The sequence below is a fragment of the Microbacterium sp. BDGP8 genome, from assembly GCF_029991045.1.
Lineage (GTDB): Bacteria > Actinomycetota > Actinomycetes > Actinomycetales > Microbacteriaceae > Microbacterium > Microbacterium plantarum.
The window spans coordinates 2120157-2132415 of sequence record NZ_CP120712.1 but is presented as its reverse complement, the minus strand read 5'-3'; the positions used below and the strand labels follow the sequence as shown (position 1 = coordinate 2132415).

The following is a 12259-nucleotide window of genomic DNA, read 5'->3' as shown; positions in this document are numbered from 1 at the left end:
GGGGTCTCAGACGACGGCGATGGAGCTCCGATACTCGGCTGCAACCGGGTCCAGGGTGTACTCGAGGACCTCGACGTGATGCTCATTCAGCGCGTTGAGTACGTCTTCGGGCGTCACGCGGAAGTACTCCCGCCGCAGGTTCACCTTGTTCAGCCGTTGCTCAGCGAACTGCTGGTGCAGCATGGACTCGATCGCAACAGCGTCATCGGCGAAGAACAGCGCGTGCACGTCGAATCGGAACGGCACGGACGCGTCTCCGAGCTCGTTCACCCGGTCCATGGGGTCGAGCCGTCGTGTGAGTCCGATCTTCACGACATCGGGGCCAAAAGCACCGATGTTGCTGATCACGTATACGTAACCGGCTCGGATGTTCGCCGCGCGGTAGTCAACGTTCTCGATCGCGTTCTCAACATCGTCGAGCTTCTCGCGAATGCGCTGTGCCCCTTCGAGGTCACCCTTCGCTTCCAGGGTCGCGAGCGCGTTCGCGTAATGCGAGCGCTCCTTCTGCAGCCGCTCTTTCTCTCGCGCGAGCTCCTGCTCAGCCTTCTTCTGCTCCCGCAGTTCCTCGCGTCGTGCGCGCTCGAGCTCCTTCTCGGCCTGGACCGCCTGGAGATGACGGCTCGCAAGTTCGAGCTCGCGCAGCCGAAGCCGGTGGTACCCGGGAGTGATGCGCAGATCGATCATCTTGCCGAGACGCTCGACCTGATCGACGACTGTCGAAAGGCGTTTGCGTGCCGCATCGAGGTTGCCTGCTCGAACCGTCTTGACGCAGTTCTCAGCCTCGGCGTTGTAGGCCCGCAGAAGAAGCTTCGACATGTCGGCGACCAACTTTCGTCCCTTGGCGGCGCTGTTGTTGAACGTGAAGTTCTGCGTGGCCTGCGTGGCCCCACCAGCTCTAATCTTGCTCTTGATCTCGCTGCGCACGGACTCAAGTTCCGTCGCTAGCGCTACTGAGCTTTCCGCGGGATGCTCGAAATCGAAGAGTCCGAACTCCTGCAGTTCGATCTGATTGCGGAGGTCGATGACCTGGGCGGCTACCGATGCCTTCTCCTGGTGGGCCGCGAAGGCACCGGAACGAGCGCGGTCAAGATCCGCTTCTGCCCGCGCGGTCTCCGCCTGAATGCTCACTTTCGCCGCGTCCAAGTCGGCAAGCTCGCGAAGGCCGTAGCGAGCGATGAGTTCCTCGAGGCGGGCATTCTCTGCTTGGAGGTCCTGAGCGAACTTGCGGGCACCGAAGAACGGCACCTTCTGCGGCGGTGTCGACCGAGCTGGCGACAGTTCCTGCGGGGCGAGAGGCGCGCTCGGCTGTTGGGCGATGGTGGGCGCAGCTTCATCAAGGATGGGTGCGCCGACCTGCCCGCCCGCAGCGGGCATGTCATCGCTTACGGACTCGCTGACCGTCAATTCACGGGCCGCGCGCCGTGTCGTGGGCTGGCCGAGCGTGGCAGCGGCGCTTTCGGGTGTTTCGCGGACCTGCTCGCGCGTTTGAACCCCATTGATCACGATGTGGTCGGTCCAGGTAGCGCCGTCCCAGTAGCGGCTCTCGTATATTCCACCCGGGTCGGGATACCACGATGCGGGCGGGGAAGAGGTGCGATCGGTCACGTCGTTGGGCCTTTCAGATGAGACCCCTCTAATATGCCCGACGGCGGGCGATGCTCAAATTTCGCTTGTCGCCGGCGATGAATGCGCGTCGCATCCTGGACTCACTTTGCTGTCGGCCGGACAGACGAGAGCCCCGGCTTCCGCGCTGAGGATGCGGGTGCCGGGGCTCTCGAAGTCTGTCGGGGTGTCAGCCCCGGACGCCGAGCGCGAAGCTGATCGCGCCCTCGCCGTCGACCTGCGCGTCGAGCACGCGGTCATCCAGCGCAAGGGCCGCGGCCGGGTCGACGAAGATGCGTGCACCATCGGCTTCGACGACGGCATCCTCGCTGTGCGGGGCCTCGGCGAGGGAGAGGGCGAAGCCGGTTTCGGGGGAGCCGGAGTCGCTGATACGGATACCGCCGGTCTCGGCGGGGATCTGGGCGGTGAGGTTCTTCACCGCGGTGGCGGCGTTCTCGGTGAGCGTGAGCATGAAGCTCTCCTTCCGTGGATTGCTGCGGAGCCCGCCACGATTCCGAGAATCCGAGCCGAACGCAAACGTGAGCGCCGACTCCCAGGGGATTCTGAAGGTCGGCGGACGGCTATCGCGTCAGAGGGTTCTGACGAGAACGAAGCTCACGATCAGCCCGAGCAGCAGGCAGCAGACCCACGCGGTCGCCGCCGAGACGTACCAGTTCTGGCGGAGCTCGAGACTGAGGCGATCCGGGTGATCGCGCGGGGTGCGGCGGAGGCTCCGCTGTGTGATGAGCATCGGCGGAACCATCAGCACGAAGCACAGCAGCAGACCGATCAGCTGCAGGAGCGCGCTCGATGACCGTCCGCCGGGAGCGAGGACCTGCCACGCCTCGGCCAGGGCGAGAGTGATGTTGCGCGGCCCGCACAGCGCGACGAGCCCCGCCGCGCCGACGACCATGACGAGGATGCGGAGAGCGCGGTCCGGTGCCGTCACGGACGCTTTCGGCGGAGTGGCGCCGTGGTGCTGGTGAGCCCAGAACTCGCGATGTGCTCGCCGTCCCGCGAGCGGCCACACCGCGAGGGCGATGAGCCCCGCGAGCACCCAGCCGAGCCACTCATCGCCCTGCATCGGGATACCGAGCGCGTGGAACGCGATGAGCCCGCCGATCCACGTGGCCATGGTGGCGAAGAAGAGGACGGAGGCGGCGAGCATCCCGAGCGCCGTCCGCAGCGGCCTGCGCGCTGGCGCAGCGGCTGGGGCGTCTCGGGTCACGCTGGTCAGCTTAGGGCGGGGCGCGGTGGGGCTGAGGAGAGACGGGATGCCGCGGCCCGCGGCCGTCTAGACTTGGGGTGCCTTGCCTCTGTAGCTCAGTGGAAGAGCCACTCCGTCCTAAGGAGCGGGTCGGGGGTTCGAATCCCTCCAGGGGCACCTATCACTCGCTAGCTCGCTGTTCCGGGCCTCGGAAGCAGTGAGTGGGGTCCGCCTGCGGTACCGTCGCACCGTGACGAGTGAGTCGGTGAAAGAAGCGTTGTCGCAGTTTGTCGCCGAGCGTGACTGGAGTCAGTTCCACACGGCGAGCAACCTCGCCAAGAGCATCTCGATAGAAGCCGCAGAGCTGCTCGAGTGCTTTCAGTGGAGCGACGATGCCGACGAGACGCGGGTCCGAGAAGAGCTGGCTGACGTCGTAACCTACTGCACTCTTCTCGCGGAGCGGCTTGGCCTCGACCTGGACCAGATCGTTCTCGACAAGCTTGCCGAGACCCGGGCAAAGTACCCCGTCGACAAGGCGAGGGGACGGAGCACCAAGTATGACGCCCTCTGAGATCGAGGAGCTCGACCTCACCGTGTCGAACGTTCGGGCTTGGGCGTCTGAAGATGAGCGGCGGACGAATTGGCCGGTCGTGTACGTACTCGACAGCGCCGGAGCCCCGGGCCCACCGCTCGTCTATGTCGGCGAGACCATCAATGCCGCCTCGCGGATGGAGCAGCACCTGCGCAACCCGGCCAAGGCAGCGTTGCGCCGATCGCGGGTGGTGATTGACGAGGCGTTCAACAAGTCAGCGTGTCTCGATCTCGAATCGCATCTCATCCGCTGGCTTGCGGGTGACGGGCACTTCACCGTCCTCAACGGCAACGAGGGCATCATCGATGCTCGCTACTACGAGCGGGAACGGTACCGGGAGAGCTTCCGTGACGTCTTCGAGCAGCTGCGCTCCGAGGGGCTATTTCAGCGGAGCATCCCCGAGATCGAGAACACCGATCTATTCAAGCTCTCACCGTTCAAGGTCCTCACGCATGAGCAAGCGATTGCCGTCGAGCAGATCGTCGAGGCGCTTCTGCAAGATCTCGCGGCGGGCACCCGATCCACCAGCGTCATCCAGGGGAACCCCGGCACGGGCAAGACCATCGTTGCTATCTTCCTCATGAAGCTGCTGGGCGACATACGCGACTATGACGACGCGGATGAAGTCGAACAGGATTCTCTCTTCGCGGAGTTTTTCGTTCCTGAAAACCGGGAGTTGCTGAGGGGCGTCCGTATCGGGCTCGTCGTCCCGCAGCAGTCGTTACGTGACTCGATCAAGAAGGTCTTTCGGAAGACCCCCAAGGTCAGCGAAGAGCTCGTTCTCAACCCGTTCGATGTGGGCAAGTCGACTGTGCCGTTCGACCTGCTGATCGTGGACGAGACGCACCGGCTCAATCGCCGCGCGAATCAGTCGTCGGGCATCCGAAACCGGGACTTCGCTGAGATCAACGCACGGCTCTTCGGAGTGGACGACACGACCAAGACTCAACTCGACTGGGTCCGTGCGCAAAGCCGTCACCAGATCTTGCTCATCGACGAGCGGCAGGGTGTCCGGCCGGCAGACCTCCCGAGCGACGTGCTTGACACCGAGGTCAGGGGCGCGCAGCGAGACAATCGGTGGTTCCCCTTAGCGAGACAGATGCGCGTGAGGGCGGATGCCGACTATGTCGGATTCACTCGTCAGCTGCTGCGAGGCGAGCTGCGGGCGGGAGACCGCCCTGACTTCGGCGCATACGATCTGAGGTTTTTCGACAGCGTCGCGGGCATGCAAGCTGCGATCCGCAAGCGCGACCGCGAGGTTGGGCTCGCCCGTCTCGTGGCCGGTTACGCCTGGGATTGGAAGACACGAGGGAACAAACCGGGATTCGACTTCGAGCTGGAAGGTATCCCGTTCACGTGGAATCGCACTGATAAGGACTGGATCAACTCTCCCGGGTCGCTGGAGGAGGTCGGATCCATCCATACGGTTCAGGGATACGACCTCAACTACACCGGCGTGATCATCGGCAACGACTTGTGCTATGACGGACGAGTAGTGGTGGACCGCGCTGCGTACCGCGATAGGAAGGGCAAGGAGAACCTGAGCCAGCTTGGTCGGCGCACGACGGATGCAGATCTCCTCGCGCTCGTTCAAAACATCTACGGAGTCCTGCTGACGCGCGGGATTCTGGGGACGTACGTGTACGTCTGCGACCCTGATCTCCGGGAGTATATGAGATCTGTCATCGATGTCGGCCTGAAAGAGGGCCACGCCTGACCCGAGTGTGAGCGCCCGCGAGCGGTTCCCGAGCGGAGCCCTGATTGCGCTCACCGCCCGCGCGCCAACTCCAACGCCAGCGACGTCCTGTCTGTGTGCGCAAACTTCCTCAGCAGCGCCGAGACCGCGTTCTTCACGGTGCCGTGAGCCAGGTGCAGGCGAGCCGCGATCTCCGCGTTCGGTAGCCCGAGCGCGAGCAGGTCCGCGACGGCCTGCTCCGTCTGCGTCAGCACGGGTGAGAGCGGGGGAGCGGCACTGCTGTCACGGCTGAGCGCGACGCGTGCGACGCGCGGATCGATGACCAGGCCACCGTCGACGACATGCCTGATCGAGTCGAGCAGCCGGTCGGGTGAGACATCCTTCAGAAGAAACCCCGCGGCGCCCGCCTCGAGCAGCGACCGAACGAGTTCCGCGTCGTCGAACGTCGTAAGGGCCAGCACGGGCAGACCCGGATGATGCACCGCGCACTCTCGCAAGAGCCCCAGTCCATCGAGGACGGGCATGCGCGCATCCGCGAGCACGATGTCGGGGCGGACGGTCGGGATGAGCGCGAGCGCTCGCGAACCGTCCTCCGCTTCGCCGACCACCTCGACGCCGCTGTCGGTCTCGAGGATCATTCGCAGGCCTCGACGGAGCAGCTCTTGATCGTCGACGACGAGCACGCGGATGGCGCTCACGCGACTCCCGCCGGCACGCTCACATCTTCCGGGGCACCCGCAGTCTCGCCGCCCGCCCGGACGGGCAGCAGCATCGAGAGTCGGAAACCCGACGCCCCTCCCTCAACCGCCAGCGAGCCACCAAGCTCCTCGGCCCGTGCACGCAGCGAGCGCAGGCCGAAGCCCGCAGCCGGCGGTGTCCCACCCTGGGACGCGACGCCATCGTCGTCGAGCGTCGCCTGAATCGACGTGGCGCCGACCTCCATGCGCAGGCTGGCGGTGGCGGAATCCGCGTGTCGGATGACGTTTGTCAGACCTTCCTGAACGAAGCGGAGGAGGAGCAGTGCGTGCTCGCGTGGCAGAGAGCGCTCGCCCTCGATCTCGACCGAGACAGTCAGTCCCGTGCCGCGGAAGCTCTTGGCCAGCGTGCGGAACGCGTCGAGGTCGCCGAGCTCGCCGAGTTCGATCGGATGCATCGCACGGACGAGCCGCCGCATCGCTTCCAGACTCTCGCCGACGACCGCTCGGGCGTGAACGATCTCAGCGCGTGCTGCGGCCGGGTCGGCGACGCGACTGGCGTAGTCCAACGAGAGGCCGACCGCCGTAAGGCGATGGCCGAGGTCGTCGTGCAGTTCGCGGGCCGTGCGCTCCCGTTCCTGCGCGAGGACCAGATCGCGATCGGCGGCGTACCGTCGTTGCAACTCGGCATGCGCCGCGTCGAGCCGCGCAAGGGCATCCTGCAGATCGTCGTTCACGCGCAGACTGTCTCGCAGCACGACCGCGACTGCCGCAGCGATCCCCGCGAGCACTGCCGTGCCGATGGCCTCCGCGAGCATGAACTCTGCCGGGCTTCCGCTGGCGAGATGCAGGGACAGGACGATGAGTACGAGCGTGGTCGCATAGCCCCACAGCACTCTCGTCGCGGAGAACGTGACGCCCAGCATCAGCAGAGCCGCCCAGATAATGCCGTAGTAGAGGGCGCCGTTGCCGAACGACATCACGACGACGGCGATGACCGCGAATAGGGCGGCCGCAACACGCGAACGCTGGCCCGACCTGCGCCAGATGACCCAGAGGGCAACGGAGACGACCGTCAGAACCGTGACCGTCACCGTGAGCCAGAGGGGACGGGAGTCGTAGGAGTACAGCACCATCAGAACCGGACCGGCCAAGCCCAAGCTCACGGCGATGTCGAGCAGACCGGTACGGAGAGTCGGAATGCGCGCCATGGCTTCAGCGTATGTAGGCGACGCGGGTCATGGCGGTGACCCGAGTCACGACTTTTGCCCGGCGACAAGTGACTGCCGGAACGAGCAGGACTGACTCGAGGACGATGCGCAGCCGAAGGCCGGCTTTTAGCTTTGCGATATGAGCTCCTCACCGGCATCCAGCGCCACTACTTCGGGCGACCACGTTCAGCCTGCGCAGCCGCCCCGACTCGGTGTGGGTCCGCTCGGCATCATCGTGAGAGCAGTCGTCGCGGTCGCGATCCTGATGGCGGCGAACCTCCTGGCGGGGGTGATTCCCGCCGTTGTGGTTCTGATTCCGGGGGCGGCGGAGGTCTTCGGCGGTTCGTCCCCGTGGGGGTTCGCGCTCGCCGCAGTCGTGCAACTATCGGTGCTCGGATTCGTCCTACTCGTGCTGCGCATCTGGATGACCACGGTCGAGCGCGCACCCCTGCGAGCCGCGGGCTGGAGCTGGCGACGCAGCTCGGGTCTGTGGCTTGCGCTCGGCATCGGAGTCTCTGCGCTCACCGTGGTCATCGTCTATGCAGCGCTTCCGGCGATCGGTCCCATCCGAGACGACGAACTTCCCGGCGGCGAACAGGACGTCGTGCTCGTCAGCGCGCTGCTGATCATCTACTACCTCGGGCTCGCCTTCGTGCAGCAGTCACTGCCCGAGGAACTGCTGTTCCGCGGATGGCTGCTCTGGCGACTGCGCGACCGCCCCGTCTTGGCGATCACAGTCACCACGCTCGTCTTCACCGCCATCCACCTGGTGTCCCAGGGCGGACAGCAATCGGTCTCGGAGCACGTGCTGTACCTCGCGCTTCCGCTCGGGTTCTCCCTGCTCGCCGTCGGACTGCTGCTGTGGACCGGGTCGCTGTGGGCCGCCGTCGGCGTGCACGGTGGCTTCCACGTCGGCAACTACATCGCCGTGGCGGCCATGCCGGAAGTGGATGCCGTCAGCTCGTGGCTCGCGATCGGGGGAGTTCAGGTGGTCATCGGAATCGCGCTGACAATCCCCGCACTTCGAGGGGGAAGGGTGCTCGCGTGACTGGCGAGGTGCTCGATAGGCGGTAACGTCCCCAGAGACGCACTGGGGCGTTGGATTTCATCTGGGGAGACGAATGTCTGGAACACCTGCCGGCTGGTACGCGGCACCGCACGCAAACAATGAACCGCGTTACTGGGACGGCTCACGCTGGCTCGAGTCGCCGCCGCCCGGGAGCGGGCCACAGCCCTCGCCGTCGCCGGCGACGGGTAACGGTTCGATCGCAATGAGCGCTGCCACTGCGACGTACACGCAGGCTCCGAACGCGCCCGCGTACCCCGGCAATGCTCCTGCGAAGCCCAAGAGTTTGGCGCTCGCTGCATTGATCGTTGGTATCTGCGCTTTCGTTATCGGCTGGATTCCGTGGTTGGGGTTGCTGCTCGGGGTGGCGGCCGTCGCGCTGAGCATCTTTGCACTGGTCAAGCACCAGTCGAAGGTGATGGGCATTTTCGGCCTCGTGCTCGGTAGCCTCGGGATGCTCACAGGGCTGGTGATGACGATCGGCTTCATGAATGTCGTGACTGCCCCGGCAAGGCCGGTGGCGGCTGCCTCGCCGGCAGCGGAGGCTGTCGAGCCGCCAGCGACACAGGAGCCGGAACCGCCGGCGGAAGAGCCGGTCGCCGAGGAATCGGCCCCGTCACAACCGGCTGCGGAGCCTGCGGCGCCGAGTGCGGACGGGTCAGCTGAACACCCTTATCCCCAGCCTTACGTCGCTGTCGGCCTGTTCGGAGGCGAGAAGTACAGTCTCACCGGGCGAATCGTGGATGCAAACGCAGGCGGGCTCGTGAATGATTGGAATCAGTTCAACTCGCCGGCACCGAGCGGCTTCAAGTACGTCGTCGTAGAGCTCACCATGACTGGTATCGACGCTGATGGAGTGGAGCCGAGCTTAGCGGAATGGGATCTCTCGCTCGCTACGGCGGAAGGCAATCAGTACTCAAGCGAATCGGTCGTTTTCGGCGACGGAATGCCGCAGATGTGGGAGGGGCCGACCCTCTACCCGGGCAACTCCTTCACCGGCTACACGGCCTACGTGGTACCCGAGACTGCGCAATCGTTCATGCTGCATGACAACGGTAACTACATATCGTTCTGAGGGCGCGTTCGCTCGCCAGGTGGCAACGCCACAGGCGCGGGCAACTGATCGAGTATGTCGACGGTCTGGTGCGGCGTCGAGATAACGGCGCAGACCGGACCGCGCTGCGTACGCCCGTCGAAGGCCGACGGGGTACCGAAGCGCCGGGAGCTTAAGCTCAACTGAGTCGATCCGCTCGACATCGACATCTGGGGGTCCCATGAAAGCTCGTCCTGCTATCGCCGCGCTGATTGCCGTTGCCGTTCTGTCCCTCGGCGCGTGTTCGGCGGGTGGCGAGAGGGGCCCTGACGCGTCCTCGACGACTCCGGCGATCGAGGTAGAAGAGGCTATCGCGACGGTCGACATCCGTCTCCCGCGCACCCTGATCGATCAGGAGGGCGTGCTCGCGGACGAGCAGATCGTCGACGCCGCCGAGCAGGAGGGCATCTCGGCAGTGATCGACGGCGACGCCGTGGTTTACACGATGACGCGAGCGCAGCAGGCGGACATGCTCGCGCAGATGCGTGCATCCGCGCAGACAGCCGCAGACGGTTTGATTGCGGATGAGACGAATTCGGTCACAGCCGTAGAGTTCAATGAGGCGATGACATCGTTCAAGGTCCACGTGGATGCCGAACGGTACGGCGCGCTCGAGAGCCTTCTCGCCCTGGGTTTCTGCATCCAGGGGGCACTGTTCCAGCAGTTCAGTGGCGTCGGTGCCGATGACGTCGACGTGGTTGTGGAATTTGTCGACGATGCAACTGAGGAGGTATTGGACAGCGGTTCCTACGAGGACATGCGTGAGCGCGTCCAGTGATGAGTCACTCTCTTCGTGTGACTATCACGTCAAGGCCGCCGACGAGTTGCGCTACCGCTTCCAACTGCTGAAGTCAGCGGTCGCCGCGGCGGGCGACGTGAACGCCTCGTCGCACGGCGTGTGAGCACGACTGACCGATCACGACTCCCGACCGTGGATGGCCGGGCCATATCCGCCCGGCCGGGCCTAGCCGGCTGGATCGGCCAACGGGGATAGCGATCGAGCGACCTCGCACGCGGGCGGGCGACCGACTCAGGGGAGTCGCGGGCTAAGTGGCGAACGATCGACAGGCGACAGCGCGCACCCGGCCGGGCGACATCTCCGATCGCTTAGTCGCAGGGGCGCGTCATGCGGCCCGCCAAACTGCGCCTGTCACCGCGTCGGATCCAGACCCGCATGGTCGAAGGCCCGCGGTTAGCCCAGTCGCGGTAGGCCACGAGCGGCACCAGCCCATCGGCCTTTCCCGCAGCACCATTCCTGGGACGACCCGCCCCTGATGTCGGGTCGGGTCCACGGCTGGCCGGGGTTTCGTCCGGCGCACTCTCACGTGCTTCGGCGGTTGCGCCAGCTGGCCCGAAGCGGAATGGGTCGATCGTCGGGGCTGACCGCGCGTCAGTGCCGGAGGCGCCGGGCGGCGGTGAGATCGATGACGAACAGCGCCGCCCCCTGCAGCACGACGGCCAGGCCGTGACCGCGCGCGTCGGCGGGTCGTAGGCGGCCGCCGAAGGTCGGCGTCCGAACGGCGAGATGGGCGCCCGCGGCGACGTAGCCGACATCGAGCGCTGTGTTCACGAGCAGGATGCGGCGCAAGGTCTGCGTCTTCGGGACCTCGCCCCTCCTGCGGGTGACGGCCGCGAGCGCGAGGTTGATTGCGCCCCACATCAGGGTCTGCACTCCGAACCCGCGCGTGCGTTGCGGGAGCGCGAATGCCCCACCGACGAGCACAGATGCCGTGCCCCACCGCGTCAGCCGACGGACGACGGTGCGGGTCACGGTGCGCGCGGAGCTCATGGACCCATCATGGCGCGGCGGGGCCACCGCATCTCGCTACTGTCGTCCCACCCGCCGGCGACCTAGACTCAGCCACACCAGTGCGTCAGCGCTTCAGCACGCGCCGCTCCGCCATCTTGCGTACGACCTCGAGCAACCCGGGTGCGTAGTCGCCCCACGAATCGGTGACCTTCGAGACGTCGATCTTGCCGGTGTGCACGTTCTCGCACAGCCGCATCCAGGCTTCGCCGGCCGCGGCGGTGAGAGCGAAGGCGACCCCCGCGTTGATGACGCTCCCCGCGCCGGGGATGAGCTTGAGAAAGCTCCGCGCCAGAGCCTGTCCGCTGATCTGGACGCCGAGCTGAGCGAGTGCTCCCGCTGACATCATCGTCGTGAGCTCGAGATCGTAGATCGCCGCGATCCGGCCCATCATCGCGAGCTGGATCGGCGCGAGAACCACGGCGTCGGCAACCGGAACGGGAACCGCCGCGGCTGCCGCTGCGGCTCCTGCGGCACCGGTGATGACGGGGCGGACGAGCTCCCTTTTCCACGGGAGGTTGAGTCTTTGCGCGATGCGAAAGGCGTCCTTCTCGTTGTCCGGCGAGAGGGTCAGGGTCTCCGCCACGAGCTCACCGAGGCCGTGCCCCTTGCCCTTTCCGTGCTTACCAGCCGTGGAGGTGAGGATGACCCGCTGGATCGGGATGTCGATCGGCCGCCCCTCGCCGTCGACGGGGTCTTCGAGCCACTCCTGGAACTCGGTCACGTCGTCCGGTGCGCTGCGCTTGCCCGTGATCGGGTTCTTCGACCAGTCGACCTTCGTGAGGACGAGGATGACGGGAAGCCCCGCGGCATCCAGCTCGCGGATCATGTCGATGTCGGGCTGCGTGAGCCGCGGCAGCTGCGAGAGCAAGCAGTACCAGACGACGGAGATCTGCTCGATGGCCGGACGCTCGGAGATCGTTCGCAAATGACCTCGCAGGATGTCTGCCGGGGGAGTTGCGGATCCGATCTCGAATCCTTCGATGTCCCAGATGCCGAGAGAGGGATCGCTGTAGTACTTCACGCCCCGCGTGACGGGCAGGCCTTTCCCGACCTTCGCGAGGTCGCGACCGAACACCGCGTTGACGAGCGACGACTTGCCGACTCCGGTGCCGCCGATGACGGCGAGGTTGAAGCGCCCGTACCGCGACTTTGCCTCGGAGTTCGCCTCGATGAACGTCCGCTCATCGGCCTCTGAGGCTTTCGGCGTCTTCTTGTCACGCTTGTCAGTCACAGGTCGATCATCCCTCGTCCCGCGCCTCTGAAGCGCCGATCCGATGTCGACGTCGA

The 12259-nt window shown here is 65.7% G+C and carries 13 protein-coding genes and 1 tRNA gene; 7 read left to right on the top strand and 7 right to left on the bottom strand.

What is annotated here, in order from left to right; translation table 11 throughout:
* Window positions 1–6 precede the first annotated feature (6 nt).
* The 3 genes from P6897_RS10255 to P6897_RS10245 form a co-directional block, all read right to left on the bottom strand.
* Window positions 7–1605: a DUF4041 domain-containing protein gene (locus tag P6897_RS10255; RefSeq protein WP_282501129.1), complete on the bottom strand. Its 1599-nt coding sequence runs from the start codon at window positions 1603–1605 to the stop codon at window positions 7–9.
* Between the two features lie 187 nt (window positions 1606–1792).
* Window positions 1793–2074, bottom strand: coding sequence for a hypothetical protein (locus tag P6897_RS10250; protein WP_023954731.1), 282 nt, complete (start codon window positions 2072–2074; stop codon window positions 1793–1795).
* Between the two features lie 117 nt (window positions 2075–2191).
* Window positions 2192–2830 carry a hypothetical protein gene (locus P6897_RS10245; protein WP_282501128.1) on the bottom strand — a complete coding sequence of 213 codons (639 nt, stop codon included), beginning with the start codon at window positions 2828–2830 and terminating at the stop codon, window positions 2192–2194.
* 84 nt (window positions 2831–2914) lie between these two features.
* On the opposite strand from P6897_RS10245, the gene P6897_RS10240 reads away from it, so the two are divergent.
* The 3 genes from P6897_RS10240 to P6897_RS10230 all read left to right on the top strand — a co-directional run bounded on the left by P6897_RS10240 (window position 2915) and on the right by P6897_RS10230 (window position 5118).
* Window positions 2915–2986 (top strand) — tRNA-Arg (locus P6897_RS10240).
* A 73-nt stretch (window positions 2987–3059) separates the two neighbouring features.
* Window positions 3060–3380 (top strand): nucleotide pyrophosphohydrolase, encoded by a 321-nt coding sequence (locus P6897_RS10235; protein ID WP_282501127.1) that lies wholly within the window; start codon window positions 3060–3062, stop codon window positions 3378–3380.
* Window positions 3367–5118 (top strand): DNA/RNA helicase domain-containing protein, encoded by a 1752-nt coding sequence (locus tag P6897_RS10230; protein ID WP_282501126.1) that lies wholly within the window; start codon window positions 3367–3369, stop codon window positions 5116–5118. Before P6897_RS10235 ends, P6897_RS10230 begins: the two co-directional genes overlap by 14 nt.
* Window positions 5119–5168: 50 nt before the next feature.
* On the opposite strand, the gene P6897_RS10225 is transcribed toward P6897_RS10230, so the two are convergent.
* Together P6897_RS10225 and P6897_RS10220 are read right to left on the bottom strand one after the other, a co-directional pair.
* The gene (locus P6897_RS10225) at window positions 5169–5795 is read right to left on the bottom strand and encodes a response regulator transcription factor (RefSeq protein ID WP_282501125.1); all 627 of its coding nucleotides are present in this window, start codon (window positions 5793–5795) and stop codon (window positions 5169–5171) included.
* Complete coding sequence (locus tag P6897_RS10220; protein WP_282501124.1) at window positions 5792–7003, bottom strand: sensor histidine kinase; 1212 nt, start codon at window positions 7001–7003, stop codon at window positions 5792–5794. The genes P6897_RS10225 and P6897_RS10220 overlap by 4 nt, the downstream gene beginning before the upstream one ends.
* 235 nt (window positions 7004–7238) lie before the next feature.
* On the opposite strand from P6897_RS10220, the gene P6897_RS10215 reads away from it, so the two are divergent.
* From P6897_RS10215 to P6897_RS10195, 4 genes are all read left to right on the top strand, one after another.
* Complete coding sequence (locus P6897_RS10215; RefSeq protein WP_282501123.1) at window positions 7239–8051, top strand: CPBP family intramembrane glutamic endopeptidase; 813 nt, start codon at window positions 7239–7241, stop codon at window positions 8049–8051.
* Between the two features lie 223 nt (window positions 8052–8274).
* Window positions 8275–9144, top strand: coding sequence for a DUF4190 domain-containing protein (locus P6897_RS10205; RefSeq protein WP_282502633.1), 870 nt, complete (start codon window positions 8275–8277; stop codon window positions 9142–9144).
* A 199-nt stretch (window positions 9145–9343) separates the two neighbouring features.
* Complete coding sequence (locus P6897_RS10200; protein ID WP_282501122.1) at window positions 9344–9940, top strand: hypothetical protein; 597 nt, start codon at window positions 9344–9346, stop codon at window positions 9938–9940.
* Window positions 9924–10064, top strand: a complete 141-nt coding sequence (locus P6897_RS10195; protein WP_282501121.1) for a hypothetical protein — start codon at window positions 9924–9926, stop codon at window positions 10062–10064. Before P6897_RS10200 ends, P6897_RS10195 begins: the two co-directional genes overlap by 17 nt.
* A gap of 488 nt (window positions 10065–10552) precedes the next feature.
* Here the strand turns inward: P6897_RS10195 and P6897_RS10190 are convergent, their stop codons facing one another.
* On the bottom strand, window positions 10553–10951 hold the full coding sequence (locus tag P6897_RS10190) for a hypothetical protein (RefSeq protein ID WP_282501120.1): 399 nt from the start codon (window positions 10949–10951) through the stop codon (window positions 10553–10555).
* An 85-nt stretch (window positions 10952–11036) separates the two neighbouring features.
* Window positions 11037–12203: a DUF697 domain-containing protein gene (locus P6897_RS10185; protein ID WP_282501119.1), complete on the bottom strand. Its 1167-nt coding sequence runs from the start codon at window positions 12201–12203 to the stop codon at window positions 11037–11039.
* Window positions 12204–12259: the final 56 nt, after the last annotated feature.

Excerpts from the sequence above, each read along its gene's own strand:
- P6897_RS10250 (WP_023954731.1), bottom strand. The coding sequence starts at position 2,074 with ATGCTCACGCTCACCGAGAACGCCGCCACCGCGGTGAAGAACCTCACC.
- P6897_RS10230 (WP_282501126.1), top strand. The coding sequence starts at position 3,367 with ATGACGCCCTCTGAGATCGAGGAGCTCGACCTCACCGTGTCGAACGTT.
- P6897_RS10220 (WP_282501124.1), bottom strand. The coding sequence starts at position 7,003 with ATGGCGCGCATTCCGACTCTCCGTACCGGTCTGCTCGACATCGCCGTG.
- P6897_RS10205 (WP_282502633.1), top strand. The coding sequence starts at position 8,275 with ATGAGCGCTGCCACTGCGACGTACACGCAGGCTCCGAACGCGCCCGCG.
- P6897_RS10200 (WP_282501122.1), top strand. The coding sequence starts at position 9,344 with ATGAAAGCTCGTCCTGCTATCGCCGCGCTGATTGCCGTTGCCGTTCTG.
- P6897_RS10190 (WP_282501120.1), bottom strand. The coding sequence starts at position 10,951 with ATGAGCTCCGCGCGCACCGTGACCCGCACCGTCGTCCGTCGGCTGACG.